This window comes from Microvirga rosea, from assembly GCF_020595095.1.
Taxonomy (GTDB): Bacteria; Pseudomonadota; Alphaproteobacteria; order Rhizobiales; family Beijerinckiaceae; genus Microvirga; species Microvirga rosea.
Genome location: NZ_JAJDOP010000002.1, coordinates 485,115 through 510,625, shown reverse-complemented (window position 1 = coordinate 510,625; position 25,511 = coordinate 485,115). Strand labels below are relative to the sequence as shown.

General features: G+C 64.3%; 31 protein-coding genes. 17 read left to right on the top strand and 14 right to left on the bottom strand.

Annotation, left to right across the window (positions count from 1 at the left end; genetic code table 11):
• Nucleotides 1-124: 124 nt before the first annotated feature.
• The 3 genes from LJD17_RS06825 to LJD17_RS06815 are packed head-to-tail and all read right to left on the bottom strand — an operon-like array spanning nucleotide 125 to nucleotide 2,267.
• A complete protein-coding gene (locus tag LJD17_RS06825) occupies nucleotides 125-676 on the bottom strand; it encodes a TIGR02301 family protein (RefSeq protein WP_227383399.1) in 552 nt (183 codons plus the stop codon).
• A complete protein-coding gene (locus LJD17_RS06820; protein ID WP_227383398.1) occupies nucleotides 673-1,137 on the bottom strand; it encodes an NUDIX hydrolase in 465 nt (154 codons plus the stop codon). The genes LJD17_RS06825 and LJD17_RS06820 overlap by 4 nt, the downstream gene beginning before the upstream one ends.
• Before the next feature lie 11 nt (nucleotides 1,138-1,148).
• Nucleotides 1,149-2,267 (bottom strand): citrate synthase family protein, encoded by a 1,119-nt coding sequence (locus tag LJD17_RS06815; RefSeq protein ID WP_227383397.1) that lies wholly within the window; start codon nucleotides 2,265-2,267, stop codon nucleotides 1,149-1,151.
• 75 nt (nucleotides 2,268-2,342) lie between these two features.
• On the opposite strand from LJD17_RS06815, the gene LJD17_RS06810 reads away from it, so the two are divergent.
• Entirely contained in the window at nucleotides 2,343-3,410 is a 1,068-nt protein-coding gene (locus LJD17_RS06810) for a citrate synthase/methylcitrate synthase (protein ID WP_227383396.1), read from the top strand.
• 39 nt (nucleotides 3,411-3,449) lie between these two features.
• Here the strand turns inward: LJD17_RS06810 and LJD17_RS06805 are convergent, their stop codons facing one another.
• The 3 genes from LJD17_RS06805 to pdxH form a co-directional block, all read right to left on the bottom strand.
• Complete coding sequence (locus LJD17_RS06805) at nucleotides 3,450-4,172, bottom strand: SDR family NAD(P)-dependent oxidoreductase (protein WP_406600776.1); 723 nt, start codon at nucleotides 4,170-4,172, stop codon at nucleotides 3,450-3,452.
• A 146-nt stretch (nucleotides 4,173-4,318) separates the two neighbouring features.
• Complete coding sequence (locus LJD17_RS06800; RefSeq protein ID WP_227383394.1) at nucleotides 4,319-4,783, bottom strand: pyridoxamine 5'-phosphate oxidase family protein; 465 nt, start codon at nucleotides 4,781-4,783, stop codon at nucleotides 4,319-4,321.
• 79 nt (nucleotides 4,784-4,862) lie between these two features.
• On the bottom strand, nucleotides 4,863-5,471 hold the full coding sequence (pdxH, locus tag LJD17_RS06795) for a pyridoxamine 5'-phosphate oxidase (protein ID WP_227383393.1): 609 nt from the start codon (nucleotides 5,469-5,471) through the stop codon (nucleotides 4,863-4,865).
• A 48-nt stretch (nucleotides 5,472-5,519) separates the two neighbouring features.
• Here pdxH and LJD17_RS06790 point away from each other — a divergent pair, with 48 nt between their 5' ends.
• The 8 genes from LJD17_RS06790 (at nucleotide 5,520) to LJD17_RS06755 (ending at nucleotide 12,951) form a co-directional block, all read left to right on the top strand.
• Nucleotides 5,520-5,996, top strand: a complete 477-nt coding sequence (locus LJD17_RS06790; protein WP_227383392.1) for an RT0821/Lpp0805 family surface protein — start codon at nucleotides 5,520-5,522, stop codon at nucleotides 5,994-5,996.
• A gap of 129 nt (nucleotides 5,997-6,125) precedes the next feature.
• Complete coding sequence (locus tag LJD17_RS06785; RefSeq protein WP_227383391.1) at nucleotides 6,126-7,073, top strand: DnaJ C-terminal domain-containing protein; 948 nt, start codon at nucleotides 6,126-6,128, stop codon at nucleotides 7,071-7,073.
• Between the two features lie 180 nt (nucleotides 7,074-7,253).
• The gene (gene fabI / locus LJD17_RS06780; protein ID WP_227383390.1) at nucleotides 7,254-8,078 is read left to right on the top strand and encodes an enoyl-ACP reductase FabI; all 825 of its coding nucleotides are present in this window, start codon (nucleotides 7,254-7,256) and stop codon (nucleotides 8,076-8,078) included.
• On the top strand, nucleotides 8,075-8,668 hold the full coding sequence (locus LJD17_RS06775) for a histidine phosphatase family protein (protein WP_227383664.1): 594 nt from the start codon (nucleotides 8,075-8,077) through the stop codon (nucleotides 8,666-8,668). The genes fabI and LJD17_RS06775 overlap by 4 nt, the downstream gene beginning before the upstream one ends.
• Nucleotides 8,669-8,740: 72 nt before the next feature.
• Nucleotides 8,741-9,130 (top strand): hypothetical protein, encoded by a 390-nt coding sequence (locus tag LJD17_RS06770; RefSeq protein ID WP_227383389.1) that lies wholly within the window; start codon nucleotides 8,741-8,743, stop codon nucleotides 9,128-9,130.
• A 154-nt stretch (nucleotides 9,131-9,284) separates the two neighbouring features.
• Entirely contained in the window at nucleotides 9,285-10,397 is a 1,113-nt protein-coding gene (gene aroC, locus LJD17_RS06765; protein WP_227383388.1) for a chorismate synthase, read from the top strand.
• A gap of 50 nt (nucleotides 10,398-10,447) precedes the next feature.
• Nucleotides 10,448-11,533, top strand: a complete 1,086-nt coding sequence (gene ribB, locus LJD17_RS06760; protein WP_227383387.1) for a 3,4-dihydroxy-2-butanone-4-phosphate synthase — start codon at nucleotides 10,448-10,450, stop codon at nucleotides 11,531-11,533.
• A 110-nt stretch (nucleotides 11,534-11,643) separates the two neighbouring features.
• Nucleotides 11,644-12,951: an oligosaccharide flippase family protein gene (locus tag LJD17_RS06755; protein ID WP_227383386.1), complete on the top strand. Its 1,308-nt coding sequence runs from the start codon at nucleotides 11,644-11,646 to the stop codon at nucleotides 12,949-12,951.
• On the opposite strand, the gene LJD17_RS06750 is transcribed toward LJD17_RS06755, so the two are convergent.
• Nucleotides 12,948-13,889 carry a histone deacetylase family protein gene (locus LJD17_RS06750; RefSeq protein ID WP_227383385.1) on the bottom strand — a complete coding sequence of 314 codons (942 nt, stop codon included), beginning with the start codon at nucleotides 13,887-13,889 and terminating at the stop codon, nucleotides 12,948-12,950. The genes LJD17_RS06755 and LJD17_RS06750 overlap by 4 nt on opposite strands.
• A gap of 209 nt (nucleotides 13,890-14,098) precedes the next feature.
• Here LJD17_RS06750 and LJD17_RS06745 point away from each other — a divergent pair, with 209 nt between their 5' ends.
• Entirely contained in the window at nucleotides 14,099-14,686 is a 588-nt protein-coding gene (locus LJD17_RS06745) for a L,D-transpeptidase (protein WP_227383384.1), read from the top strand.
• A 44-nt stretch (nucleotides 14,687-14,730) separates the two neighbouring features.
• On the opposite strand, the gene LJD17_RS06740 is transcribed toward LJD17_RS06745, so the two are convergent.
• Nucleotides 14,731-14,928 carry a hypothetical protein gene (locus LJD17_RS06740; protein WP_227383383.1) on the bottom strand — a complete coding sequence of 66 codons (198 nt, stop codon included), beginning with the start codon at nucleotides 14,926-14,928 and terminating at the stop codon, nucleotides 14,731-14,733.
• A 172-nt stretch (nucleotides 14,929-15,100) separates the two neighbouring features.
• Complete coding sequence (locus LJD17_RS06735; RefSeq protein WP_227383382.1) at nucleotides 15,101-15,592, bottom strand: MarR family winged helix-turn-helix transcriptional regulator; 492 nt, start codon at nucleotides 15,590-15,592, stop codon at nucleotides 15,101-15,103.
• Between the two features lie 173 nt (nucleotides 15,593-15,765).
• Between LJD17_RS06735 and LJD17_RS06730 the strand changes: the two genes are divergently transcribed.
• From LJD17_RS06730 to LJD17_RS06720, 3 genes are all read left to right on the top strand, one after another.
• Complete coding sequence (locus LJD17_RS06730; protein ID WP_227383381.1) at nucleotides 15,766-17,022, top strand: DUF898 domain-containing protein; 1,257 nt, start codon at nucleotides 15,766-15,768, stop codon at nucleotides 17,020-17,022.
• Nucleotides 17,023-17,158: 136 nt separating this feature from the next.
• A complete protein-coding gene (locus LJD17_RS06725) occupies nucleotides 17,159-18,223 on the top strand; it encodes a M48 family metallopeptidase (protein WP_227383380.1) in 1,065 nt (354 codons plus the stop codon).
• Nucleotides 18,223-19,002 (top strand): DUF1499 domain-containing protein, encoded by a 780-nt coding sequence (locus tag LJD17_RS06720; RefSeq protein WP_227383379.1) that lies wholly within the window; start codon nucleotides 18,223-18,225, stop codon nucleotides 19,000-19,002. The genes LJD17_RS06725 and LJD17_RS06720 overlap by 1 nt, the downstream gene beginning before the upstream one ends.
• On the opposite strand, the gene LJD17_RS06715 is transcribed toward LJD17_RS06720, so the two are convergent.
• On the bottom strand, nucleotides 18,999-19,919 hold the full coding sequence (locus tag LJD17_RS06715; RefSeq protein ID WP_227383378.1) for an MBL fold metallo-hydrolase: 921 nt from the start codon (nucleotides 19,917-19,919) through the stop codon (nucleotides 18,999-19,001). The genes LJD17_RS06720 and LJD17_RS06715 overlap by 4 nt on opposite strands.
• Nucleotides 19,920-20,047: 128 nt before the next feature.
• On the opposite strand from LJD17_RS06715, the gene LJD17_RS06710 reads away from it, so the two are divergent.
• Nucleotides 20,048-20,656, top strand: coding sequence for a biotin transporter BioY (locus LJD17_RS06710; RefSeq protein ID WP_227383377.1), 609 nt, complete (start codon nucleotides 20,048-20,050; stop codon nucleotides 20,654-20,656).
• Nucleotides 20,657-20,724: 68 nt separating this feature from the next.
• Here the strand turns inward: LJD17_RS06710 and LJD17_RS06705 are convergent, their stop codons facing one another.
• Entirely contained in the window at nucleotides 20,725-21,009 is a 285-nt protein-coding gene (locus tag LJD17_RS06705) for a hypothetical protein (RefSeq protein ID WP_227383376.1), read from the bottom strand.
• A 209-nt stretch (nucleotides 21,010-21,218) separates the two neighbouring features.
• Here LJD17_RS06705 and LJD17_RS06700 point away from each other — a divergent pair, with 209 nt between their 5' ends.
• Both LJD17_RS06700 and LJD17_RS06695 read left to right on the top strand, forming a co-directional pair.
• Nucleotides 21,219-21,542 (top strand): PepSY domain-containing protein, encoded by a 324-nt coding sequence (locus LJD17_RS06700; protein WP_227383375.1) that lies wholly within the window; start codon nucleotides 21,219-21,221, stop codon nucleotides 21,540-21,542.
• A 59-nt stretch (nucleotides 21,543-21,601) separates the two neighbouring features.
• Nucleotides 21,602-22,303 (top strand): hypothetical protein, encoded by a 702-nt coding sequence (locus LJD17_RS06695; protein WP_227383374.1) that lies wholly within the window; start codon nucleotides 21,602-21,604, stop codon nucleotides 22,301-22,303.
• 49 nt (nucleotides 22,304-22,352) lie between these two features.
• Here the strand turns inward: LJD17_RS06695 and LJD17_RS06690 are convergent, their stop codons facing one another.
• On the bottom strand, nucleotides 22,353-22,757 hold the full coding sequence (locus LJD17_RS06690) for a DoxX family protein (RefSeq protein WP_227383373.1): 405 nt from the start codon (nucleotides 22,755-22,757) through the stop codon (nucleotides 22,353-22,355).
• A gap of 528 nt (nucleotides 22,758-23,285) precedes the next feature.
• On the opposite strand from LJD17_RS06690, the gene LJD17_RS06685 reads away from it, so the two are divergent.
• Nucleotides 23,286-24,026 carry a Crp/Fnr family transcriptional regulator gene (locus LJD17_RS06685; protein WP_227383372.1) on the top strand — a complete coding sequence of 247 codons (741 nt, stop codon included), beginning with the start codon at nucleotides 23,286-23,288 and terminating at the stop codon, nucleotides 24,024-24,026.
• Between the two features lie 7 nt (nucleotides 24,027-24,033).
• Here LJD17_RS06685 and LJD17_RS06680 read toward each other — a convergent pair whose 3' ends face one another.
• Together LJD17_RS06680 and LJD17_RS06675 are read right to left on the bottom strand one after the other, a co-directional pair.
• A complete protein-coding gene (locus LJD17_RS06680; protein WP_227383371.1) occupies nucleotides 24,034-24,825 on the bottom strand; it encodes an SDR family NAD(P)-dependent oxidoreductase in 792 nt (263 codons plus the stop codon).
• Between the two features lie 101 nt (nucleotides 24,826-24,926).
• The gene (locus tag LJD17_RS06675) at nucleotides 24,927-25,478 is read right to left on the bottom strand and encodes a sigma-70 family RNA polymerase sigma factor (protein ID WP_227383370.1); all 552 of its coding nucleotides are present in this window, start codon (nucleotides 25,476-25,478) and stop codon (nucleotides 24,927-24,929) included.
• Between the last annotated feature and the right edge of the window lie 33 nt (nucleotides 25,479-25,511).

The following is a 25,511-nucleotide window of genomic DNA, read 5'->3' as shown; positions in this document are numbered from 1 at the left end:
GCCCCATTGAAGGGGCGGCGCGTGTTCGGTTGATTCCGAATGTATTCAGTGCGCCGGCCCACCGCCAGCATCTCCTTGCAAAGCGGTTAATGCGAGAGGAAATTTTCGGAAAAATGTGGATAAATCAGCCGCCGTAGCGGCTGGTGATGTTGCGGGAGAGAGTCTCGCCTTCCCTTAAGTAACGGTTCGACGCCTCCTGAGCCGAAGCGGTGCACACCCGATAGGTCAGCGCGTAGCTCTGGTAGCCCTTGTTGTAAGCCCCGGCGAGGCGCTCGCGACGCCCGGGGGTGGTGCCCTCCGCATCGAGCAGGGTCTGCATGCGGGTTTGCCATTCCCCGGCGTCGGGGGCCGCGCAGAGCGGCCGGAGGAGGGCGAGGGAGCCCATGATCTCGGCGAGGCGCAGCAGATCCTTTTCATAGGGAGCCGGCGGAGGCTCGACGGGCGCGGCCGGTTCGGCCTTCTGCTCCTTTTCCTTCGCGGGGGCCGACCGTTGTTGCTGCTGAGGCTGTTGCGGCTGGGTCGGCGCGCGCCTCTGCGGCTGGGGACGGTATTGCGGCTGCGGAATCGGCGGTTGGGGCTGGGGCGGAACGCCGAAGAGCCGCTCGAAGAAGTTCTGCGCGGCCGCGGGTTGAACCAGGGCCAGCAGCGCGACGGCGACGGCGAGACAACGCTTCATCGAGCCGAGTCCCGTTGTTCCAGATCCCTTTGTTCCAGGGCGAATGCCTGCTCCAAGATGGCCGCGAGGCCCTGCGTCATGGGCAAACCGACGATATCCCGTTCCGTGACCCAACGGATTTCCTTTGCTTCCGGGCCTGTCCGAGGCTCGCCGGAGACCCAGCGCGCTGCATGGGCGGCGATGACGACATGGTGCTTTATACGGCCTTCCGCGTCCCTTTCAATGAATTCGACAGGGGCGATCAGGCCGATCAGCTTGGCCTCAACCCCAACCTCCTCGTGAAGTTCCCGCAAGGCGGCCTCCGCCAGGGTTTCGCCGGTCTCCACCTGTCCGCCCGGAAGGGAAAACAGGTCCTCCCCGGGCGGCTTGCCCCGGGCGGCGAGAAGCACGCGTCCGTCCCGGAAGACGGCGACGGAGGCGGCCAGAAACGGACGGCTGGGGTAAAGACGATCGGTGGTCATGGGTCTCGGTGTCACGGGGATGAAGAGTTCTGGCTCAAGGTGTAGCGGGCCCGAGGGCGGATGAGGGTCGCCTGGCTGCGCTGCTCGATCGCATGGGCGAGCCAGCCCGCCGTCCGGCCGACGGCAAAGAGCACGAAGGCCGCGCCGACCGGCAGGCCAAAGGCCCGCTCCATCATCACGAGAGCCGTATCGATGCTGGGCTTGTGACCCGACGTGCTCTCCACGGCCCGGAGCGTGGTCGCGTCGGAGGCCAGCAGCGGGACGTTTTTCAGAAGGGTCAGGGCGCGTGGGTCGCCGTCGGGATAAAACCGGTGCCGGAAGCCGAGCGGCGATGCTCCGCTCGGGGCGTCGAGAAAGGTCCGGATCCGCTCCGTCATGCCCCCATGATACGGACCGCTGAGCGCCGCGAGGCCGGCGATCACGGCGTTGCGCAGGGACGTTCCGGTGGAAGCGGTCACCCGGACCGCGAAGGCGGAGGCGCTGAGTTCATGATCGGCGCACAGGACGAGAGCCCGGCGGATCGCATCGGTGGCCTGCGGGGCTTTCCAGGCCCTTGCCAGATGCCCATGCAAAGGCTCCGCGCCGGGGTCCGCTCCGCTCCCGGCCGCCGCCATCAGGCGCAGGATGGTCGCCACCTCGCTCGACCGGGATTCCTTGGGCGAGGGAGCGGATAACAGGCGGATGGCCTGAGCAACATATTCGTGCGGCCCGAAGGCGGGACCCGCGAGGCCTTCGGGAAGCCGGGACGGGAATCGGAAGACCGCTTCGTCGAGGCCGCCGACCAGAAGGCAAACCGTCTCTTCCAGTGTCGCATGCTGCGCCAGCGCGATCGCGTCGTGCTCCCGATAAAACAGGGTGCCGTCCTTGATCTGGGTAATGCTCGTCTCAAGAACCGGCAGGCCCCAGTCGAGGGCGGTCGCGGCCGCTGCCGCCGGGCGCCGGAAGCGGGCCTTGCGCTCGACGAGGGCTTCCACGTCATCGGCGGCGTAAAGTCTTTGGCGTGGATCGTGCGGCGAGGAGAAGGACCGGATCAGGCCACGGCTCACGTAGGCATAGAGGCTCGCCCGGCTGATGCCGAGACGTGAAGCGGCCTGATCCGCCGAGGTGAGATCGAGGGATGCGTGTTCCATATGTTGATATGTTGATTCAAGATTGACCCCTGCGCAAGGCCGGCGCGAAGCTTGAGGAGAAAAAGGAGATTTCTCATGGCAATCGGTCTTGATGACGTTGTCGCGGCTGAAACCGTGCTGAGCCACGTGGATGGCGAGGCGGGCCGCCTCATCATCCGTGGGCACGATCTGGAGGCACTCGCAGGACGCGTTTCCTTCGAGGACGCCGTCGCGATGCTCTGGAACGGCGTGGTTCCCCTTTCCGAAGATCCCGGTGCGGCCCTGGGGCAGGGGAGACAGCGGGCCTTCGCGCTCCTCTCGCCCCTGGCTTCGAACCTGCGTGGCCTGACGCCTGTCGAAGGAATGCGGCTTCTGCTCGCGGCTTTGCCCGATGCGGACAAGGAGCCTGCCACCCTCGCGGTGGGAGGCGCGGCGGTTGCCGCCGCGATGGCGGTCCGCGCCGCGCAGGGCCTTTCGCCCGTCGCTCCCGATCCCGCTGCCGGGCATGCGGCCGATCTGCTGCGCATGCTGCGTGGAGACGTGCCGGATGCGGGCGAGGCGAAGGCGCTCGATACCTATCTGGTGACGATCCTGGACCATGGGCTCAACGCCTCGACCTTCACGGCGAGGGTCGTGGCCTCGACGGAAGCCGGGCTTCTGTCGGCGGTCGTCGCAGGGCTCTGCGCCCTCAAAGGGCCGCTTCACGGCGGAGCGCCGGGCCCGGTGCTCGATATGTTGGATGCCATCGGCAGCATCGACCGGGCCGAGGAATGGCTCGACGCCGCCATCGGCCGGAACGAACGGCTCATGGGCTTCGGCCACAGGATCTACAAGGTCCGCGACCCGCGGGCCGATGTGCTCAAGGGGGCCGTATCCCGCCTCAAGGGCGGCGATAACCGCATCGCGTTTGCGGAGGCGGTGGAAGCGACGGCCTTGAAGGTCCTGGCGCGCCGCAAGCCGGGACGCCGCCTCGACACCAATGTGGAATTCTACACGGCGTTGCTGCTCGAAGCCCTGGGAATTCCCCGGGAGGGCTTCACGCCTCTGTTCGGCGCGGGCCGGACCGCCGGGTGGGTGGCTCACGCCATGGAGCAGGCGAGGACGGGCCGCATCATGCGGCCGCAGTCGCGCTACGTCGGACCCTGGCCGGCCGAAGCCGCCTAGCCCGTTGGGCGGAGCGAAAGGGCCGCGCCCGACGAGACCCTAGACGTGCTGTCCGCCGTTGATGTGCAGCTCCGCGCCGTTCACGTAGGAGGAGGCATCGGTGCACAGGAAGTAGATGGCCTTGGCCACCTCGTCCGGTGTTCCGAGCCGCCGCTGCGGAATCTGCTCCACCAGCTTCTCCGTGCCGGGAGACAGGATCGACGTGTCGATCTCTCCCGGCGAGATGGCGTTGACGCGCACGCCGAGGGGACCGAAATCCGCCGCCATCTCGCGGGTCAGCGACGCGAGGGCCGCCTTCGAGGTGGCATAGGCGGCACCCGCGAAGGGATGGACCCGGGAGCCGGCGATGGAGGTCACGTTGACCACCGAGCCCTTGGCCTGGGTCAGCTCGTCCACGAGACCCCGGGCCAACATGATCGAGGCGAAGAAGTTGACCTGGAAGACCCTGACCCAATCCTCATAGCGGGTTTCCAATGCGCCGAGGCGCGAACCGCCCGGGCCCTTGGGCGAAATGCCCGCGTTGTTGACGAGCGCGTGCAGCACACCCCCTTCCACCGCCAGACGGCCCTTCACTTCGGCGATGGCCCGGCGTGTATCCTCCGCATCCGCAAGATCGACCTGAAGATGATCCTCGGGACCCATTTCCCAGGGGCAGTTTTCCGGAAAGGCGTGGCGCGAACAGGTGATCACCCGCCATCCGGCCGCCGAAAACCGTTTCACGGTGGCATGCCCGATGCCGCGACTGGCACCGGTCAGCAGCATGATGCGGCGGGAATTTTGGGGTGAAGCGGGCATGGGCATCCTGTCCAATGGGGCGCGGACCCTATCGCGGGATCCGCCTCAGGTCTATGGGGTGACGGCATGCCGGATAGGGAACCACGAGCGCCGGCCCTGGCGCTTGCGGAGCGTCATCCGGCCGGCTGAACGCCATAGGTCGTGTAAGCGCTCTGCATCCGCTCGGCCTCGGTGCGATCCGGGAAGAGGCTGTAACTCGGAGCCAGGATCCGGGAGATCCGGGTCATGCGGATGTGAATGACGTTCTTGATCGGAAAGTCCTGTCCGGCCATCGCAAGGAGGTCTTTTCCGAGCACAGCGAACGCAGCCTCCTCCCGTGGGACGACCAAGGCTTCTCCTTCCACCTTAAAGCCCTTCTGCCGGAACACATCCACGAAGCTGAGGCAGACTTTCGGATTGGCGCGGATGTTCCGGACGGTCGTCGGCGACATGATGTCGGCCACCACCAGGGACTCGTCGTCGAACAGCGCGAAGATCTCCTTCGGGGAGACATTCGGCACGCCTTCAGGGCTCACCGTGGCAAGCCAGCAGAGGACGGCGTTCTTCTGGTCGGCCCGAAAGGCATCGTTGATCTTCATGGGGAACGAACCTTGACGATAGGTCAGCGTAATTGACCTATCATCGAGGTGCAAGAGACAGGCCGCCGAGAGAGCCCGATCAGGGATAAAGCCGCGTCTTGCGCCAGCCGTCGCCCTCGCGGGTGAAGACCACCCGGTCGTGGAGACGGAAGGGCTTGTCCTGCCAGAATTCGATGGAGACGGGGGCGATCCGGAAGCCTGTCCAATAGGGTGGGCGCGGCACTTCGCCGATGGCGTATTTCGCCGTGTTGACCGCCACGGCCTTTTCGAGGGCGAAGCGGCTTTCGAGCGGGCGGGATTGCTGGCTCGCCCAGGCGCCGATGCGGCTGTCGCGGGGGCGGCTCTGGAAATAGGCGTCGGCTTCGGCATCGCTCACGATCGTGACCGGGCCGCGGGCCCGGACCTGGCGCCGCAGGCTCTTCCAATGCAGCACGATCGCGGCCTTCTTCTGGCCGAGCAGCTCACGGCCCTTGTTCGATTCCGTGTTGGTGTAGAACACGAAGCCGTTCTGATCGAAGCCTTTCAGCAGCACCATGCGGACATTGGGAAGGCCGTCTGCGTCAACGGTCGCCAGCGCCATCGCGTTGGGATCGTTGGGCTCCGCGCTCGTGGCTTCCTCGAGCCAGGCCGTAAAGAGGCTCCAGGGCTCTTCCACTTCGGTAAAGTCACCGCTTGTTAACTGATTCAAGGCTTTATCCTGTGTGTGACGAATTTCGTTCCGGGAGACCGCCGCCGCATGAAGGCCGATGCGCGCCGTTATAGATCAGACGTCCTCCTGCGCGAAGCGATGAAAATCGCGGCTGTCGCCCTGATGGCCCTGAGCACCGGTGGCTGCAGCTTCACCTATGGCCTCGCCGGCTACCATGAGGAGGAGCCGCAGGCGACGGGCTCGGTTGCCCCGAAGACCGCCATTTCTCCGCTGTCGCCGGATCTCAACGAGGAAGACTGGCGCCGGGCCAAGGCGGCGCTCGGCGTCGCTCTCGATCCGCAGGGGGCAGGCACCCAGGTCTCATGGGACAATCCCGACACCTCCCATAAGGGCGTCTTCGCCCCGACCAGTCCTCCCTTCGTCAAGAACGACGAGATCTGCCGCGCGTTCTCCGCGCAAGTGACGGGGTCCGCACCCCATTCTCTGGAGGGGAGCGCCTGCCGGCCTTCCGGCGGCGAATGGGAGATCAAGGATCTCAAGCCGGCCAAGGTCGCCAAAAGCTGAGCCTTGAAGCTGCCTCGGTCCGTCGCGGCCGTTGCAAACGCGCAACACTTCCCCATATGGTCGGGAGAGCCGGTGGGCGGCGATTCCTGCGCCCGACCGCCCCCAATTCGACGGCTGATGGATTTCACGATGCGTAACCCATACGACATTCTCGGTGTGCCTCGCACCGCGAGCGAGGCGGATATCAAAAAGGCCTTCCGCAAGCTGGCCAAGACCTATCACCCCGACCGCAACGCGGATGATCCGAAGGCCAAGGACAAGTTCGCAGAAATCAATTCGGCCTATGAAATTCTCGGCGATACGCAAAAGCGCGCCCAGTTCGACCGCGGCGAGATCGACGCGGAAGGAAAGCCGCGCTTTCAGGGTTTCGAGGGCTTCGGAGGGCGCGGAGGCGGAGGGGCAAGGCCCGAGGATTTCGGATTCAACTTCAGCGCGGGCGGTCCGTTCGGAGGGCGGCGAGGGGCTCGCGGGGGCGCCGCCGACGCGGGCGACGACGTTTTTTCGCAGATCTTCGGAGAAGCTTTTCGGTCCGCATCCGAAGGGGGCCGGCGGACCCGTGCCAAGCCGCAGCAGAAAGGCGACGATGTCGGCGCGACCCTCACGGTCACCCTTGAGGAAGTGGCGAGCGAGGCCAAGAAGCGCCTCAAGCTCCCGACCGGACGCGACGTGGATGTGGTGATCCCCAAGGGGGTTGCGGACGGTCAGGTGATCCGGCTTCGCGGTTTGGGGCAGGGAGCCCCCGGGATCGATCCGGGCGATGCGCTCCTGACCATCAAATTCGCGCCTCACGACCGTTTCACGGCCGAGGGGTCGAACCTGCGCATCCGGATCCCGGTCGAGATCGAGGAGGCCGTCCTCGGGGGAACGATCCGGATCCCGACCCTCAAGGGAGCCGTCGAGATGACGATCCCGCCCCTGACGAATTCCGGGCGTACCTTCCGCCTGCGCGGCAAGGGGCTGCCCGACAAGAGCGGAGTCGGGGACCTGCTGGCGACCGTCGAGATCAAGCTGCCGGAGGTGGTGGACGAGGACCTGATGGACTATGCCCGCAAGCGCCGGTCCGCGAAGGCGAGCTAGGTTTCAGCGAGGGACCGGCCTCGCCGAAAGGCAGCCTTGAGGCAGGCTTGCAGGCAGGGCCTCCCGGTTCGTGAGCCGCGCAATTACCGGGGGAAGGCCCTGAGGTCTCTTCCCCCTGGCCACTGTGTCGGTTAAGAAGCCATCGTTTCGACGTGTCCAGCGACGATTTTAAGGTGATTCATGGCAGAGACAACGGCGCCCGGCATCCTGGCCGGAAAGCGCGGCTTGATCATGGGGGTTGCGAACAATCGGTCGATCGCCTGGGGCATCGCGCAGGCGGCCCGTAAGCACGGGGCCGAACTGGCATTCACCTACCAGGGCGAAGCCCTGAAGAAGCGGGTCGAGCCCCTGGCCAAGGAGCTGGACGCCGCGGTCGTCGGCCATTGCGACGTGACGGACGGCGCGACGATCGACGCGGTCTTCGGCGAGATCGAGAAGCTCTGGGGCTCCATCGATTTCGTGGTTCATTGCATCGCCTTTTCCGACAAGGACGAGCTGACGGGCCGCTACGTGGAAACGAGCGAGGGCAACTTCTCCAAGTCGCTCCTGATCTCCTGCTATTCCTTCACGGCCATCGCCCAGCGGGCCGAGAAGCTGATGACGCAGGGCGGATCGCTCCTGACGCTCACCTATTACGGCGCCGAAAAGTGGATGCCGCACTACAACGTGATGGGCGTCGCCAAGGCGGCCCTCGAAGCGTCGGTCCGCTATCTCGCGGCGGATCTGGGCCCGCAGAATATCCGCGTCAACGCGATTTCCGCAGGGCCGATCAAGACGCTCGCCGCGTCCGGCATCGGGGATTTCCGCTACATCCTCAAATGGAACGAGTACAATTCGCCCCTGCGGCGCACCGTGACCATCGAGGAAGTCGGCGAAACCGCCGCCTACCTCGTGTCGGACATGTCGCGCGGGATGACCGGCGAGATCCTGCACGTGGATGCCGGCTATCACGTGGTCGGCATGAAGAACCCCGAGGCCCCGGATCTTTCCCTCGATAAAGACTGATCGTGAGCCGTCCGACGATCTACTTCATTCGCCACGGCGAGACCGACTGGAACGTCGAAGGACGGCTCCAAGGGCAGCGGGACATCCCGCTCAACGATGTCGGCCGCGTTCAGGCGGAGGAGGCGGGGCGCCGCCTCCAGGCCCTCGTGCCGCACGTGGAGGACCTGGATTATGTCGCCAGTCCCATGCTGCGCACGCGGGAGACCATGGAGCGCATGCGTGAGGCCATGGGGCTCTACCCGGATTATTACCGGCTCGACGAGCGGCTCATCGAGTTGACCTTCGGGGCCTGGGAGGGCCTGACCTGGAAGGAAGTCCGCAAGCTGGAGCCGCAGCTGGCCGCCTTGCGGGAGCGGGACAAGTGGAACTACGCCCCGCCCGGGGGCGGAGAAAGTTACGCGATGCTCGCCGACCGGGTCCGGCCGATTCTCGATGGCCTGACCCGGGACACGGCGCTCGTCGCCCACGGCGGTGTCGCCCGGGCCTTCCTGGCCGTGGCTTGCGGCGTCTCGACCCGCCATGCCGCCAGCATCGACATCTGGCAGGGCAAGATCCTCGTGATCGAGGGGCGCAACCACCGCTGGGCGTGACGAAGCTTGGCCATTGTGCCGCCAAGGAAAATATGCTCTTTTTGCTATTCTGTAGCAAAAGGAGATCCGGTGATGAGGATCGCGTCGGTTCTGGCCCTCACGGCATTGGTGGCCACGTCCGTTTCGGCCGAGACTTTGGACAAGACGGTGAAGGCCAATACGCGGTCCGCGATCGGCGGCTTCCTGAGCTACGAGGTCGATACCTGTTATTCCGCCGAGGTTCCCGACGTGAAGGTGCGTCAGGCGCCGGCCAACGGCAGCATCCAGCTCATTCCCCACGAGCAGGAGATGGGCAAGGACTCGCGATGCCCCGGAAAGCGCGTCCGAGGGCTTGCCTATGTCTACACCCCCAAGAAGGGCTTCAAGGGGCTCGACGAAGTCGTTCTGGACGTGCCGTGGCGCTCGAACGACCTCAATCCGCCGACAATCCTCACTTACACCTACCGCATCAGGGTGGAATAGCGGCCCTCAGTCTTCCGCCGGACCTGGCGCTGCCCCGTTGCGCGGCGCGTCCGTGCGTGGGCGGGCGCGGTCACCGTCGGCCGGGCCGTCGCATACGCGGCGCGTGACACCTCGGCGCTTTGGTCTTAAGAGGCGCTGAACGTCAGATAGTGCCATGTCCCATAACACCTTCGGTCATCTTTTCCGCGTCACCACCTTCGGCGAAAGCCATGGGCCCGCCCTCGGCTGCGTCATCGACGGCTGCCCGCCGAGAATCCCTCTCGACGTTTCCGAGATCCAGGCGGAACTCGACCGGCGCAGGCCCGGGCAATCACGCTTCACAACCCAGCGTCAGGAGCCCGATCAGGTTAAAATCCTCTCCGGGGTCTTCGTTGACGAGCGGACGGGTCAGCAGGTGACGACCGGCACTCCGATCGCCCTCATGATCGAGAACGTGGATCAGCGCTCGAAGGATTATTCCGAGATCAAGGAAACCTACAGGCCGGGCCATGCGGACTTCACCTATGACGTGAAGTACGGCATCCGCGATTACCGCGGTGGCGGGCGCTCCTCGGCCCGCGAGACGGCGGCCCGTGTGGCCGCGGGAGCCGTCGCCCGCAAGATCCTGCCGGGGGTGACCATCCGCGGCGCCCTGGTGCAGATGGGGCCGCACCCGATCAACCGGGACCGCTGGGATTGGGACGAGGTTGCCCGCAACCCGTTCTTCTCCCCCGATGCGGAGGCGGCGGCCTTCTACGAGGGTTACCTCGACGGCCTGCGCAAGGAAGGCTCGTCGATCGGCGCGGTGATCGAAATCGTGGCGGAAGGCGTGCCGGCGGGACTCGGCGCGCCGATCTACGGCAAGCTCGATTCCGAATTGGCCGCGGCGCTCATGTCCATCAACGCGGTCAAGGGCGTCGAGATCGGCGACGGCTTCGCGGCCGCTGCTCTCCGGGGCGAGGAAAACGCCGATGAAATGCGTCCCGGCAATACGGGAGCACCGACGTTTCTGTCGAACCATGCGGGCGGAGTCCTCGGCGGCATCTCGACCGGCCAACCCCTCGTGTGCCGTTTCGCCGTGAAGCCGACCTCGTCGATCTTGACCCCGCGCGCCAGCGTGACCCGCTCCGGCGCGGAGGCGGAGGTCCTCACGAAGGGACGTCACGATCCGTGCGTCGGCATCCGTGCCGTTCCAGTGGGCGAAGCGATGGTGGCTTGCGTTTTGGCAGACCAGTTCTTGCGTCACCGCGCGCAGGTGGGGGATGGCTTCGGCTGGCCGGTCAAGTAAGACAATGTCCCAACGGAACTTCCCGGTGAGCCGGGCTTAAAGGATTTGCCATGACGAGCCATAGCGTGACCGAGGCCATCGAGGCTTTCGCCCGTGGTGAGATCGTGATCGTCACGGACGACGACGACCGCGAGAACGAGGGCGACCTGATCGTCGCCGCATCTCTCTGCACTCCGGAGAAGATGGCCTTCATCATCCGCAACACCTGCGGCATCGTCTGCGCGCCGGTGACCGCCGCCGAGGCGCGGCGCCTGCGTCTCGACCCGATGGTCGCCAGCAACGATGCACCTCTCGGAACGGCCTTCACGGTTACCGTGGACGTGAAGCATGGATTGACCACCGGCATCTCCGCCGAGCAGCGCACCAATACGGTGCGGGCGCTCGCCAACAACAACATGGGGGCAGGGGATTTCGTGCGTCCCGGCCACGTGTTCCCGCTCGTGGCGAAGGACGGCGGCGTTCTGATGCGCTCCGGTCACACGGAAGCGGCGGTGGATCTCTGCAAGCTCGCCGGTCTGCCGCCCGTCGGTGTCATTTGCGAACTCGCCAACGATGACGGCACCGTCATGAAGGGTGAGCAGATCGCGGCTTTTGCGGAAAAGCATGGGTTGAAGCGCATTTCGGTCGCCGATCTCATCGCCTATCGCCAAGCGCGTGAGAAGCTCGTCGAGCGCATCGCGACCTTCCCGGTCGACACGGAGTGGGGCAAGTTCACCGGCTATGCCTATTCGACGCCCTTCGACAGCGTGCAGCACATGGCGCTGGTGCATGGCCGGATCGGCGACGGCACCAACATTCCCGTGCGCCTGCATCGCGCCAATGCGCTCACCGACGTCTTCGAGGGCGGCAGGACGATCGCGGCCGCGCTGCGGCGGTTCGCCGAAGAGGGACGGGGCGTTCTGGTGTACCTGCGGGACGGCACGGCCGGCGTTCCGACCACCAATCTCTCCGACAGCGAGGAGACCGCCTCCGAGGCGATGCGGTCGAGCCAGTGGCGCGAAATCGGTCTCGGTGCGCAGATCCTCAAGGACCTCGGCGTTGCCTCCATCCGCAATCTTGCCACATCAAGCAGGTCTTACGTGGGTCTCAGTGGCTTTGGAATCGAGCTTCTCGCAGAAGAATCCCTCGATCACTAAGGCGCCCTCGTAGGCCTCTCCGGCGTTCCCGCCGGTCAGCGGCTTCCTTGCAACGCGAATCATCGTGCCGGTGCGTGGCATTCCTCTCCGCGCCGGTCGAGGACATGTGGATGTCGCTGACGGCAACCAACGTTCGCTTCGGACGAACGCTCTGGCAGACTTTCCGACACATCGCTCGCGGCCGCGTCGGGTATGAGGCCGTTCGCCTGGCCCTGCGCCTGGTGGGCGCGCGGAGCATGTCGGTCATCAGCCTCGTGGTCGCGCTCTGGCTGGTGGATGTGCACGCCTTCGCGACCTTCGGAGTCTTTCAGACTGTCGCGTCCCTCGCGGCCATGGCGCTCTTCCTGCGCTTCGATGCCGCCATCATCTCCGCCCGGACGCAGGAGGAGGCCGGTCTCGCCCTGCGCCTGTGCCTGGCTCTCGGGGCGCCCCTCTGGCTCCTGTTCTCGATGCTGGCGATTGCATGCGGCACGGCCGGGCTCGTGCCGGAGACGCTCGCTTCGCTTCTGCCGCTCTCCATTCTCATGCGCGGCCTCCTGCGCCTCGCCTTCGGGCGGATGAACCGGGACGGAGACTTCAAGGCTCTCGGGCGCGCGTCTCTGATCCAGTCGATCTGCCAGCCCCTCGTTCTGCTGGTCGCTGCCCTGGCGTCTCCCGACGACGCCGTGGCCTTCGCCGTGGCCGACATTGCCGGGCACGCCAGCGGCGTTGCGTATCTGGCGTGGCGAGGGCGACACCATGCGGGCGAAGTGAAACGGGGCTGGTCCTTGTCGGACTTCCGCGAACTCGCGGTGCAGCGAAAAACCCTTCCCCTCTACAACCTGCCGAGTTCGTTTCTCTCGCTCGCCTTCGTGATGTCGCCGCTTCTGATCATGCCCCTGACGGGACAGGCGGCCCTGGCCGGGCACGCAGCCCTGGCCTACCGGATTTTCGACGTGCCGTCGCAGATCGTCGCCGCGACGGCGTCGCCGATCTTCCTTCATTGGCTGCGCCCGACGGACGAGCGGGCTGGGGCTCTTTTCGGGCGCCGCCTGATGCTGGTCTTCGTCCTGCCGGTCGGTCTCGGGTTCCTCGCCATGGCGGCGGCCCTGCTCGTCGCCGATCCTTATCTGGCGGGCACGAAATTCGCCGGACTGGAATCCGTCCTTCCCGCCATTGCCGCATTTCAGCTTTTCCTGGCGCTCGGCGGGCCTTTGAACGATGCCTGCGTTCTCTTCCCGCAGCAGCGGCGTCTCGTGGCGATCCAGGTTCTGGCGCTTGCGGGGAGCGCCGTGGCGGCGGTTCTCGCGCTCGCGGGCGAGCCTTTCCCTGCGCTCGCCGTCCTGGTGGTGGCCGCAGGCGTTCGAACCGTCGCTTTGGGCGAACTCCTGCGCAAGCTCTCGGTCTTGACCCGGCAGCTGGCCGGTGCGGTGCTCTAGGATCGCACGTCCCGGCCCATCAGGGCATCCATATGGGCGGCCGTCGACTTGGACAGGCCCTCCAGGTCATAGCCCCCCTCGAGGACGGACACGAGCTTGCCGCCGCAGGTCCGGTCAGCCAGATCCATCATTTTGCGGGTTGCCCAGGCAAAGTCCGTTTCCGTGAGATTGAGGCTGGCGAGGGGATCGCGCCAATGGGCGTCGAACCCGGCCGAGATGATGAGCAGATCCGGCCTGAAGGCCTCGATCCGAGGCAGGATGACGGTCTCCACCGCTTCCCGGAAGACGCCGCCGTCGCTTCCCGTTGCAAGCGGCGCGTTGACGATGGTCCCCTGTTCGCCCTGCTCGGAGGCGGCCCCCGTGCCGGGATAGAGCGGCATCTCGTGCGTGGAGCAGTACATGACGCTGCCGTCGCGCCAGAAAATGTCTTGTGTTCCGTTTCCGTGGTGGACGTCCCAATCGAAGATCGCCACGCGCTCCGCACCGTGGCGGCGCTGGGCGTGGCGGGCTGCGATCGCCGCATTGTTGAAGAAGCAGAAGCCCATGGCGCGGGTCCGCTCCGCATGGTGCCCGGGAGGACGCATGGCCACGAAGGCGTTGGCAACCCGCCCCTCCATGACCTCGTCCACCGCCAGCACGGCCCCGCCCGCGCCGCGCAGGGCCGCCTCGTAGGTGCCGGGGGACATCACGGTGTCCTCGTCGATCCGCACCAGTCCCTCCCGGGGTGCCATGTCGCGGATTCCGACCACGTGATGCTCCGGGTGAGCCAGTACGAGGCTTTCCATCTCGGCCATCGGCGCCTGCTCCCGGATCAGGGACGCGAACCTCTCCTTTTCAAGAACGCCCTCGATGGCCCGGATGCGCTCGGGACGCTCGGGATGGCCGAGAGGGGTCTGATGGTCGAGGGCGGCTGGATGTGTGACGTAGAGGGTGGTCATGCGGGAACACGAAAACTCTGAAGGCAGGACGGCGATGGCGAGGTCATCAGTGTCGCAGCCGCAACAGCATGTGTCTATGTTGTTGTGCTGCAACACCCTTTCGATAAAAGCCGTGGCATGGTTGGCGAATCGCCCCAATGGGGTATGGGACTTTTAATTTACTGCCGCGTTATCAAAACGGCTTCTCAAGCCGGACGAGAGCTCCGACCATGCGCCTTTCCCCCCTGACTCTCCTTGTCATTGCCACCACGGCCCTTGCCGGGTGCACCTTCAAAGGCGTTCCCGATCCGGAGGTTTCCTCCCGTGACGCCGAATGGATGGCGCTGGTGCCGAAAGCCCAGGAAGAGCCGCGCTACGCACGCTACCAGATGGACGATCCGACCGGTGAAGCGCCCGGCACCATCGTGGTCGATACGAAGGAGCGGTATCTTTATTACGTGCTGCCGGGCAAGAAGGTGATCCGTTATGGCGTCGCCGTCGGGGACGAGGCCTATGGCTGGACCGGAACCGCGCGCATTGCCCGCAAGGCCGAGTGGCCGGACTGGAATCCTCCGGCGGAAATGAAGGCCCGCTGGCCGCACGTGCGTTTCACGAAGGGCGGACCGGAGAATCCTCTGGGCGCTCGGGCCCTCTATCTGTTCGACGGCAACAAGGACACGCTTTACCGCATCCATGGCACCAACGAGCCTGAGAAGATCGGCCAAGCGGTCTCGTCCGGGTGCATCCGCATGCGCAATATCGACGTGGTCGATCTCTATAACCGGGCCGACGTGAACGCGAAGGTCATCGTTCGCTGATGGTTGAGCGCCCAGGCGGCGCTCAACCTCTCCCGTTTCCGGGATTAATCGGTCATTGCCTCCTTGCGCAGGATCGCCGGAAGGGCATGCTGCCGAGGCTGCTTCGTCTTCAGGTTGGCGGCCTGCACGGCGGCGGCAAGGGCCGGAAGGGCCACGGGCTTGAAAGCCGGATGCGGATGGCGAGCGGCATGGATGGCGTGATGGCGCGGTTGGCTGTCGCGTTCGGCGATTTGCTTCGTCACAAAAATCCTCCCAAGGAAACAGGCTGTTTCATAGCCTGCGCGCATGATCAGGAGGCTCTGGGCAGCTTCAGGGCAGTCTCGTGATCATTTGCTGGCTTGGCTGCAAATGACCGAAATGAGCTTAATTGCCGATTAACGCCGCCCGCGAAGGCAACCGCCGAAACATCCCGCCTTAACGCCGGAGACGATCAAGAGCTTCGGTCTCCGCAGCCCGGGCCTTTTCGCGCCAAGCGAGGACGATCCGCTCAAGATCGGCAAGATCCGCCGGCGGCAGGGTCCCGAGCGTTCCCTGGACATAGGATCGCTGGACCCCGATGCCCCGTTCGGCGAGTTCCCGGCCTTTGGCCGTCAGATAAAGGGCATTGGAACGGCGGTCGCCCGGAATGGCGCGCCGCTCCACGAGATCCGCCTCGACCATCCGGTCGAGAAGGCCCGATACGTTGCCCTTCGTCACGTAAAGCCGCTCCGCCAGCTCCTGCTGGCTGAGCCCCTCCTGCTCCGTGAGCGTGGACAGGAGGTCGAATTGCGGGATGGACAGGCCCAATGCCTTCAACTCGGCGGCAATCGTGTTGGTGGCGCGGCGATGAAGTCGGATAAAGCGAAACCACACACGGAATGGATCCGGGATCTGATCGGCTGCCTGGCTTGGAGAAGGTGAGGTCAACGGCACAGAAATCCTCCCGCATCTGGAACAGTTTAGATCAAAACCATCCGGCGCGTCATCCCACCGGGATCCCGGAAGGCTGTGAATGGCTCGCCTGCGGCTTAGCTTATGCGGTTTTCCATAGCAATAAACCGCTATAAAGTTGCTTCGTCTTCACCCAAGGATCGGACTTCATGACGACTTCTCTGGCTTCAACCATCGGACCGGCGGTACCCGAGGCCGTACCCATGTCTTTCTCCGGCAGAGGGCGTGAATTCCTGAAGATCCTGATCGCCGGCAGTCTGTTCCAGATCCCGACCTTCGGGTTCTATCGCTTCTGGCTCATCACGAAGATGCGCCGCCATCTCTGGTCGAACACCCAGGTGGCCGGGGAGGCGTTCGAGTATGCGGGCACGGCCAAGGAATTGCTGATCGGGTTCTTTATCGCCCTGGCGGTTCTGACCCCTCTCTATCTGGCGTATTTCATCCTCGGCCTGATGCTCGAGGAGAAACATGCTCTCGCCAGCATTCCGCTGGTCATCGTCATGTATGTGCTGGCCCATTTCGGATCCTACCGGGCGCGCCGCTATCGTGCGACGCGGACGATTTTCCGGGGTATGCGCTTCTGGATGACCGGGAAAGGCTGGGCCTATGCCGGCCGGGCCATCCTGTGGGACCTCGCGACGATCCTGACACTCGGCCTCGCGCTGCCATGGGCATCCGCGTCCCTCGAACGCTATCGGATGCGCCACACCTTTTTCGGCACGCTGCAGGGGGACTTCACCGGATCCGGCTGGACGTTGTTCAAGCGCGGCGTGTGGGTTTGGGCGCTCGGAATCGTATTGGTCGTCGGACTTCCCGTGGGGTTTGCTGCCTTTCTGCACAAGCAAGGAGATCCCGCGGGACTATGGGCAAATCTCACACCCCCGTTCATCATCCTTCTCGCTTTTCTGGCCCTTTGGCCGATCGCCATGGCGATCTTTGCCCGCTGGCAACTGGAGGGAATCCGTTTCGGCGAGGTCACCGTGTCGAGTCAGCTGCGCAAGCGCGCGTTCGTCGGCGTATTCCTCAAGCTGATCTTCTCCTCCCTGGCATTTATGATCTGCTTCGGTCTGGGCATCGCTCTCGTGGGATTCATTTTCAAGCAACAGATTCTGCCTCTGCTCGTGGAGTTCAACACCGTCTTTACACACGACAGTGAGTTGGTGCGGGAGAGCATGCCGGGCATCGCCACGGTCGTTGTTGTTGCGGCGCTTTTGTATCTCGTCCTGCTCCTCGGCCTCGGCGTCATTCAGCGGTATTTCATCGGGCGCGGCCTTTGGGCCGTCATGGTCAACTCCGTGTCAGTCGCCAATCTTCCGGCGCTCGACGCGGCCGTCGCCGCCGGGCAACCGTCGGGCGTTCTGGGCGAAGGTCTCGCGGATGCTCTCGACTTCAATGTCGGCTTGTAAGCAGGTCACCGGGCATCACGTTTGGCGCAAGGCTCTTGCGTGAGATAAGGGCTTTCCATCCGCCTTCTGCGTGATGGGCGCTCGGGCGAAACGACAATCGCATACGGAACGCATGGGTTTGCGGAGAGGGTGACGGATGGCGGATGCGGCTATTTTCTACGATGGACTAAGCGCGCGTCGTAGAGCCGTTTCGATCAGAATCACGTCGTCGAGTCTCGATGTCGAGGAAGCCGGCCAATGGATCGCCTCATGGCCGGTCGGCAAGGTCCGGCGCGCCGACGCGCCGGAGGGAGTCTTGCGCCTCGTTCTCCAGGACGAGCCCGGTCTGGCGCGCCTCGACATCTTCGACGGGGCGCTGCAATCCGCCGTTCAAGCCGCATGTCCAAGGCTCCATGCGAGCAATCCGAAGGAAAAGATCGGCCGTATCGTCCTCTGGTCGGCGGCGGCCGCCGCCTCGATCGTCCTGTGCGTCCTGTTTCTCGTGCCGGTCGTCGCGGAGCGGATGACGCCTTTGGTGCCCGCATCCTGGGAGAAGCGCCTCGGCCAGGCGGTCGACAATCAGATCCGGTTGATCGTCGGCGACAAGATCTGCTCGGACCCGCAGGGCTCGGCGGCTCTCGCATCGCTGACCGCGCGGCTGCGGAGCAGCAATCCTGCCGCCGAGGAAATCGACATTCAGGTTCTGGATTCGAGAGTGCCGAATGCGATCACGCTTCCCGGCGGCAAGATCTACCTTTTTCGCGCCCTGCTGGAAAAGGCCGAGGCGCCCGACGAGATCGCCGGCGTGCTGGCGCACGAGATGGGACATGCTCACCATCGGGACAGCCTCCGCAAGCTGATCCAGACAGGCGGGAGTTCCTATCTGTTCGGATTGCTCTTCGGCGACGTGACCGGCAGCGGGGCCCTTGTGTTCATGAGCCGCATGCTCGTGGATAATGCCTATTCGCGCGATGCGGAGCGGGCCGCTGATGCGTTCGCGGGGCAGACGATGACCGATCTCGGGCGCTCGTCCGCCGCGATGGCGCATCTCCTCAAGCGGATCGAGGGGAACGAAAGCAAGCTCCCGGCATTTCTCTCCACCCACCCGGTCACCGATGAGCGGCTCAAGGTTCTTGAGCGACTTGTTCCAAGGGAGCAGGGTGCGCCGCTTCTGACCAATCAGGAGTGGCGCGCGCTCAAAGAGATTTGTAAGACGTCCTGATGCGCCATCTCATTATCGAGGAACCCTATTCCCGCCCCGCCAAGTGGTCTCCCACGGCGGCGTGGTTCGCCCTGGCCGTTTCGGCCATGGCGGCCGGACTTATCCGGTTCGGGCGTATCGACTACGAGCCGGGGTTCGTCGCCTTGGGGGCCGGCATCGTCGTGGCTCTTCTGGCGGTCGCCTTCTCGTTCATGGCCTTCTTGCGTATCTGGCAGGAGGGACTTAGGGGGCTCGGCTCTGCGATCCGAGGGCTTGTGATCGCCGCGCTGGTGCTCGCCTATCCGGCCTTGATGGCCGTGAAGGCCGCAACGTTGCCGCCGATCACCGACGTCACCACCGACACGGAAGATCCGCCGACCTTCTCCCGCTCGCGCGCTGCCCTGGACGCCAGGGCAGGCCGCGTTCCCCCCGATATGTCCCCCGCGGTGCGGGAGGCGCAACGCCAGGCTTATACCCGCATCGCGCCGCTGACGCTCGATGTCGGTCCGGAAGAGGCGTTCGAGGTCGTCAAGAAGGCCGCCGAGCGTTTGGGCTGGAAGATCATCGAGACCGTGCCCCCCGGAGGCAGGATGGGCGCCGGGCGCCTGGAGGCGGTTGCCTACAGCTTTCTCCTCAAGCTTCCCGATGACGTGACGGTGCGCATCAGGCCACGGGCCGACGGGACCCGGATCGACATCCGTTCCGCCTCGCGGATGGGACAGCATGATCTGGGGGCCAACGCCGCCCGTATTCGGGCTTTCCTGGACGAGGCTTCCAATCTGGCCCTTGCTCTCGATTAAGTTCCTCCGCCGAGACGATACTCTCCGTCGAGGGACGGAAGTCCTTCGGTTTCGACCTCGCCTCTGGCGACCAGATCTTCCAAATGGGCGAACACCGAGAGACCCGCGGCACCCACGAGGGCAGGTTTCAATCCCTGGTAAATCGCGGCCACGATAGCCGGTATGGTCCGGTCACCGGCAGCCAGCCGGTTGAGGATCGAGACTTCGCGCTGCCGGCGATGGTGGGCGAGGGCGCGCACGAATCGCTGAGGGTCGCGGACCGGGCCGCCATGACCGGGCCAGTAAAGATGCTCGCCGCGGCCTCGAAGCTTCTCCAGGGAGGCCATGAAATCGCTCATGGAGCCGTCCGGCGGGGCGATGACGGTTGTCGACCACGCCATGACGTGGTCCCCGGAGAACAGCACGTTTTCCTCCGGAAGAAAGAAGGCGAGGTGGTTGGCCATGTGGCCCGGCGTTTCGACCGCCGTCAGGCTCCAGCCGCTGCCTGAGACCTGATCACCGTCCCGCATCTCCTCGTCCGGTGCGTAATCCTTGTCGGAACTCGCCTCCAGAAAGTTTACTTCTTCGGCCCCGAGCGGCCGCGCACTGCGATGAGGGCCGCATCCGACAAGACGTGCTCCGGTCGCCGCTACGATGGCCCGCGCGGCAGGCGAATGGTCCCGGTGCGTGTGGGTGACAAGCACGTGGGTGACCGTCTCGCCGCGAACCGCATCGAGCAGAGCCTCCACGTGTCCAGGCAAGTCCGGACCCGGATCGATGATGGCGACCCGCCCTTCGCCCACCACATAGCTGCAGGTGCCCGTGAAGGTGATCGGACCGGGATTGTCGGCGACGATTCGCCGGACCAGCGGGCTCAGGCGCACACACTGGTCGGAAGCGGCGGGGGGCGTGGTGTCGAAGGTCAGGTCATCGGCCATGGTTTTGTCTTGGTTCTCTCCGCCCGGTTGGGGGCAAGCGGCTGGGCGGCTTGAGACGTTCGCTCGACCCACCTATAAGGCGTTTGGAACCGCCTGCGAACGGCGGAATAGGATCTGGAGATCTCTTGATGTCGACTGGCGCTACATCCCTGGCCTCGCCGTCCACCCTCGTCAGCCTGCTCTGGCCGTCCCGCGACGATGCCCGCTTCGCGGCCCTTCGCGCGCTCGTGCTGATGGTTGTCGGCACGGCGCTCCTCACGCTCTCGGCAAAAGTCCAAGTGCCGCTGCCTTACGTTCCCATGACGCTCCAGACCATGGTGGTGCTGCTGATCGGAGCCTCCTACGGCTGGCGTCTCGGCGGCGCGACGGTGGCTCTTTATCTTGCGGAAGGGGCCATGGGCATGCCGGTTTTCGCCAACACGCCCCCCATGCCGGCGGGCCTTGGCTACTTCCTGAGCCCCACCGGCGGCTTCCTGTTCGGCTTCCTGGCTGCCGCTCTGGTGATGGGCGCCATGGCCGAGCGGGGATGGGACCGCTCCCTGGCGCGTGTCCTCGTCATGATGACCATCGGCCATGCGGTGATTTTCGCGGTCGGCCTTGGCTGGCTCTCCGCCATCATGCCCTTTGCGAAGGCCTGGACCGTCGGTGCCGCTCCCTTCGTGGCCGCGACCGTCGTGAAGACCTTGCTGGCCGCCGCGTTGATGCAGGCCGCCTGGACCGTCACCCGCCGGGGCTGAGTTCCCGGATCCGGGAGATCGGACGACGAAAAGCCGCCTTCGGGCGGCTTTTTTCGTGAGGGGTTCGTCTAGCCGGCCGAATGGACGAGCTTGAGTTGGGGACGAGCCGTGCTGTGCCGGAAGATCAGGTCGACGAACTCGCCATCCGCCTGGTCCTCGACGACATGATAGCCCATCTGCTTCGCGATCGCCCGGACCTGATCGACGTTCGCGGAGGCGATGCGCCGGGTGAATTCGCGCTGCTGCGAATCCATCAGGACCGCGAGCATGCCGATCTCGACCCCCTGGTCGAAATCCTCCCCACGCCCTGGAAACCTCAGGCGCAGGCCATTGTCGAGATGGATGTGACGCATCGAAATTGCCCCTATGACGCCTTGATGCAGCGCTTTTGGTGTTCTCCTATGTACCTGCCGCGGAGCTTGAAGAAAAGGCGGCACACAAACGCACATGCCGGAGCGGCCGACCCGACCGGTCACGATCCCCGGACCGTGACCGTAAGGAACGGAACCCTCGAACCGGTCGCACATTAGGCTCATGGAAACTCAACAGAAAGGTCCGTTCCATGCGCCTTCTCCTTGCCGTTGCGGCAGCCAGCCTGCTGAGCACTGCGGCTGTTGCGCAAACCAACTCTGGCTCCGGTTCGGTGACGACCAATCCAGCCATCAACATCAAGCCGAAGGGCAGCCCTGAGAGCACGGGGGCCCTGGCTCCCGGCGCAAACAGCTTTACCGAGGGGCAGGCCCGTTCACGGATCGAGGCGCAGGGCTTCACCGATGTATCCGAGCTTCGGAAGGACGATCAGGGCATTTGGCATGCCAAGGCGCAGCGCAACGGCCAGGGCGTCGAGGTCATGCTCGATTTTCGCGGCAACGTCGCATCGAAGTAGCGCCGTCTGGGTGCGTCCCACGGGCAGCCGACTGAATGCCGTATTCAAGGAGAGTTATGATGGCCCAGAACACGATCACCGCCTTCTACGATAATTACGACGGAGCCGCGCGCGCCGTGTCCCGCCTCGAGGCTGCGGGCGTTCCTCACGGGGATATCAGCCTTGTCGCGAACAACACGAACGACACCTATTCACAGCACGCCTCCCGTTCCTACGACACGGACGAGGACAAGAGCGATGCGACCGGCACTGGAGCGACGATCGGCACGCTCGCGGGCGGCGGTGCTGGACTCCTTGCAGGCTTGGGAATGCTGGCAATTCCAGGTCTCGGGCCGGTTGTAGCCGCCGGGTGGCTGGTTTCGACCCTTGTGGGTGCGGGAGCAGGCGCGGCAATGGGCGGCCTTGCCGGGGTCCTGGTGGATGCCGGCGTCAATGAGGAAGAGGCGCACGTCTATGCCGAGGGCATCCGTCGGGGCGGCGCTCTGGTGACGGTGCGAATCGACGATGTGGAGATGGGCCGGATCATCGATATTCTGGACGACGAGGGCCGCGTCGATATCGAGGAACGCCAGAACGCCTGGCGGGCCGAAGGCTGGGACGGAAGCGCTCCTCCGATCGGCGCCGCAGCGTCAACCACGACCGGCCTGACCACCGACATGATGCCCAACCCGCTCGACGAGCCGGCTGGAACCCGCACCGACGTGGAGCTGGAAGATGAGCGTGAGCGGCGCCTGAAAGAGCGCGGCTTTCGCCAACCCTGACGGGCCGGGATGGGAGGAGGTCGCTCGGCCCCCTCCCACGATCGGCCGGTCAGGCGGTTTTCTGCTGGCGCAGGTGGTCGAGGCTCCACAGGCCGCCGCCCGCCGCCACGAGGTACAGGAAGACGAAGCAGTAGAGGATCGCCGCGTCGCCGCCGTTCAAGGTCGGGAAGAAGCTGCGCGGCGCATGGGCCATCCAGTATGCGACGGCCATCTGGCCGGACAGGATGAAAGCCACCGGGCGCGTAAACAGCCCAAGGGTGAGCAGGGCTCCGCCGATCAGTTCGAGAATTCCTGCGATCCACGGAAGGCTCATGGCCGCCGGTCCGGGATTGGGCGAGGCGGGAAAGCCGAGGAGCTTTTGGGTTCCGTGAGCCATGAAGATAAGGGCCGCGACAATCCGCAGGATGCTCAGCAGGCGAGGGGCCCAAACGGTCTTCAAGTCAGCAGTATTCATGAATTCGTCTCTCAGGTGAATGGACGGGACAAGTCAACTTGCGTTGCCATCGGTCCCTTTAAGGTCCGCATCACCGCGCCGCCAGTGCCTGGAGGGACCGGTCCAGTAACGAATTGCTTACCATGGAAATAGGAGGGAATGATCTTCAGGAGGGTTCGGGCGTTGTCCGATCACCAGTGTACAGGAGTAAGCCATGACGATCCTCGATCCCAAGACCGGTGAGCTCGTGACGATCGAGATGCCCCCGAGGCCGCAAGGTCGCTAATTCAAAGGCGAGGTCGTAAGTTCAAAGGTTCATGGCACTGGCGTATCCTGCCTTAAGGAAGAAATCCTGCGGCAACCGGATCATCGGCGTGTGATGCCGATCCGCGGGAGTGACAATCCGTTTCGAGTTTAAGGAAAGAGCAAAAGATCCCGCCCATTCTTCCGGTAGGGCTAAGAGCGCCTCCTAAGAGCCGCTGAATCTTAGAATCGGGGCTTGCTTCTGCGACTTGCGACGCAATATCGCCGCAGGTTTGGAGACACGGGATGAATTTCGCCTTCTATGGACAGGCCGACCAGCATCCCTTGATCCGAAGGCTTGAGGGAATTGCCGATCTGTCCGACGAGGAGAAGCAAGCCATTCTGGCCTTGCCCCTCACCGTCAAGGTCTTCGAGGCCGATACGGATGTGGTGCGCGAAAAGGACCGCCCTTCCGATTGCTGCCTGATCGTCAATGGCTTCGTCTGCCGCTACAAGCTCTTGCCTGACGGAAGACGGCAAATCATGGGGTTTTACATCCCGGGCGATATTCCGGATCTGCAGAGCCTTCATCTCCATGTGATGGACAACAGCATCGGCACGCTCGTGACAGCCAGCGTCGCCATGATCCCTCACGAGAGTCTGCGCAAAATGCTTCGCCGCCATCCGCGCTTGGCGGATATTCTGTGGCGGGAAACCCTTATCGATGGGGCCATGCTCCGGGAATGGATGGTCGGTATCGGGCGTCGGACCGCCTATCAGCGCGTGGCGCACCTCCTATGCGAACTCCAGGTCCGCCTGAAAATGATCGGACTCGGAAAAGAGGACGGTTACGAGCTTCCCGTAACCCAGAACGAATTGGGCGATGCGCTGGGATTATCGACGGTCCATGTGAACCGCGTTCTTCAAGACCTGAGAGGCCACGGACTGATCGTCCTGCGGGGCGGCGCGCTCCGCATCCCGGATCTGAAAGCCCTGTGGCAGGTTGCCGAATTCAACCCGAGCTACCTTCACCTGAAGGAAAGTTGAGGCCTTCTCATTTCTGGCCGGACCCCGGCTCGGCCATCTTGCGGTGCTGCTCTGCCAGGATGCCGGCAGGCGTGACGGACGCGATGGCTGTCTGAATCTTGTTCTTCAGGCCGGTGACCACGTCTCCTTCACCCTTCATCATGGCTTTGAAACCGGTCTTGGCCACGTCCGCCGGGTCGTCCTTGCTGGACTGACCTACCCGGGTGTCCATCATGTCCGCCCTTTCGAAGAACTCGGTCTCGGTGGCGCCGGGCATGAGGCAGGTCACCGTGATGTTCGTGTCCTTCAGCTCATTGCGAAGCGCGAACGAGAAGGAATCGAGAAATGCCTTGCTACCGTTATAGGCAGCCTGGAAACTTCCGGGCATGAAGCCGGCGATCGAACCCGTGATGAGAATTCGTCCGGTGTTCCGGGCCCGCATGTCGCGCCCGACCTTCTGGATAAGGTAAAGGGTCCCGGTGACGTTGGTATCGATGACGTGCCGGACCTCGTTGAAGTCCTGATCGAAGAAGCCCTTGCCCAATCCGCGTCCGGCATTGGCGAGGAGTGCATCGACAGGACGGTTCAATGCTGTCGTGGCGTCATAAAGCTTGTCGACACCCTCGATCGTCGACAGATCGGCTTCCACGGCTTCCACATGAGCCCCGAGCTTTCGCAAGTCGTCCGCCGCGTTCCTTATCCGAGACTCGTCGGCCGCAATCACTAGATCAAAGCCATTCTCGGCACAGCATTTCGCAAGCTCGTAGCCGATTCCGGTGGAAGCGCCTGTGACGATGGCGAGTGGGCGGTCCTGGGCCATAGGGCAATCTCCGGTCGGTGATAGGCATCAGGTGTGGTTTGCTGTCCGTCCAACCGAGCGACCGAGCCATTGTTCCGGAAAAGCCAGGCGCCCCGATCCCGCTAGAAGAATGTTTCCATCATGGCGGTCGCACGGATCATCCTGGTGGGACCGAGATCCTCGTCGTCATCGATGCCCAGGTTCTTCGCAAGATTGGCACGGGCCCGATTGATGCGGCTTTTGATCGTGCCGATATTCGTTTGGCATACGCGGGCTGCTTCTTCGTAGGACATTCCTTCCGCAGCCACGAGCCAAACCGCCTCGCGTTGTTCCACGGACAGCCGGCTCAAGGCTTCAAGCATGTCCTCGAAGTCAAGGCGAGATTCCTGCGCCGGTCCTGTAAACGACTTCTCGGCCCAAGCGCCATTCGGATCCTCGACTTCGCGTTTGCGCTTACGATAATCCGTTCGAAACTGGTTCCGGAGAATGGTGAAAAGCCAGGCTTGAAGGTTGGTCCCAGGCTGAAACTGATCGATCTTCTCGATCCCCGTCAGAACCGCTCCCTGAACAAGATCGTCGGCTCTGTCGAGATCGCCGGTGAGTGACACCGCAAAAGCCCTGAGGTGAGGGATGGCGGACAGCATCTGCTTCTCAATCGAGGTCTCAACCGGCACGTGTCGCCCCCCATTTGATGCGATTGTCTGTGA

Coding starts and splice junctions, on each gene's coding strand:
- LJD17_RS06825 (WP_227383399.1), bottom strand. CDS start 676: ATGAAGCGTTGTCTCGCCGTCGCCGTCGCGCTGCTGGCCCTGGTTCAA.
- LJD17_RS06820 (WP_227383398.1), bottom strand. CDS start 1,137: ATGACCACCGATCGTCTTTACCCCAGCCGTCCGTTTCTGGCCGCCTCC.
- LJD17_RS06815 (WP_227383397.1), bottom strand. CDS start 2,267: ATGGAACACGCATCCCTCGATCTCACCTCGGCGGATCAGGCCGCTTCA.
- LJD17_RS06810 (WP_227383396.1), top strand. CDS start 2,343: ATGGCAATCGGTCTTGATGACGTTGTCGCGGCTGAAACCGTGCTGAGC.
- LJD17_RS06805 (WP_406600776.1), bottom strand. CDS start 4,172: ATGCTGCTGACCGGTGCCAGTCGCGGCATCGGGCATGCCACCGTGAAA.
- LJD17_RS06800 (WP_227383394.1), bottom strand. CDS start 4,783: ATGAAGATCAACGATGCCTTTCGGGCCGACCAGAAGAACGCCGTCCTC.
- LJD17_RS06790 (WP_227383392.1), top strand. CDS start 5,520: ATGAAGGCCGATGCGCGCCGTTATAGATCAGACGTCCTCCTGCGCGAA.
- LJD17_RS06785 (WP_227383391.1), top strand. CDS start 6,126: ATGCGTAACCCATACGACATTCTCGGTGTGCCTCGCACCGCGAGCGAG.
- fabI (WP_227383390.1), top strand. CDS start 7,254: ATGGCAGAGACAACGGCGCCCGGCATCCTGGCCGGAAAGCGCGGCTTG.
- LJD17_RS06770 (WP_227383389.1), top strand. CDS start 8,741: ATGAGGATCGCGTCGGTTCTGGCCCTCACGGCATTGGTGGCCACGTCC.
- aroC (WP_227383388.1), top strand. CDS start 9,285: ATGTCCCATAACACCTTCGGTCATCTTTTCCGCGTCACCACCTTCGGC.
- ribB (WP_227383387.1), top strand. CDS start 10,448: ATGACGAGCCATAGCGTGACCGAGGCCATCGAGGCTTTCGCCCGTGGT.
- LJD17_RS06755 (WP_227383386.1), top strand. CDS start 11,644: ATGTCGCTGACGGCAACCAACGTTCGCTTCGGACGAACGCTCTGGCAG.
- LJD17_RS06750 (WP_227383385.1), bottom strand. CDS start 13,889: ATGACCACCCTCTACGTCACACATCCAGCCGCCCTCGACCATCAGACC.
- LJD17_RS06745 (WP_227383384.1), top strand. CDS start 14,099: ATGCGCCTTTCCCCCCTGACTCTCCTTGTCATTGCCACCACGGCCCTT.
- LJD17_RS06730 (WP_227383381.1), top strand. CDS start 15,766: ATGACGACTTCTCTGGCTTCAACCATCGGACCGGCGGTACCCGAGGCC.
- LJD17_RS06725 (WP_227383380.1), top strand. CDS start 17,159: ATGGCGGATGCGGCTATTTTCTACGATGGACTAAGCGCGCGTCGTAGA.
- LJD17_RS06720 (WP_227383379.1), top strand. CDS start 18,223: ATGCGCCATCTCATTATCGAGGAACCCTATTCCCGCCCCGCCAAGTGG.
- LJD17_RS06715 (WP_227383378.1), bottom strand. CDS start 19,919: ATGGCCGATGACCTGACCTTCGACACCACGCCCCCCGCCGCTTCCGAC.
- LJD17_RS06710 (WP_227383377.1), top strand. CDS start 20,048: ATGTCGACTGGCGCTACATCCCTGGCCTCGCCGTCCACCCTCGTCAGC.
- LJD17_RS06705 (WP_227383376.1), bottom strand. CDS start 21,009: ATGCGTCACATCCATCTCGACAATGGCCTGCGCCTGAGGTTTCCAGGG.
- LJD17_RS06700 (WP_227383375.1), top strand. CDS start 21,219: ATGCGCCTTCTCCTTGCCGTTGCGGCAGCCAGCCTGCTGAGCACTGCG.
- LJD17_RS06695 (WP_227383374.1), top strand. CDS start 21,602: ATGGCCCAGAACACGATCACCGCCTTCTACGATAATTACGACGGAGCC.
- LJD17_RS06690 (WP_227383373.1), bottom strand. CDS start 22,757: ATGAATACTGCTGACTTGAAGACCGTTTGGGCCCCTCGCCTGCTGAGC.
- LJD17_RS06685 (WP_227383372.1), top strand. CDS start 23,286: ATGAATTTCGCCTTCTATGGACAGGCCGACCAGCATCCCTTGATCCGA.
- LJD17_RS06680 (WP_227383371.1), bottom strand. CDS start 24,825: ATGGCCCAGGACCGCCCACTCGCCATCGTCACAGGCGCTTCCACCGGA.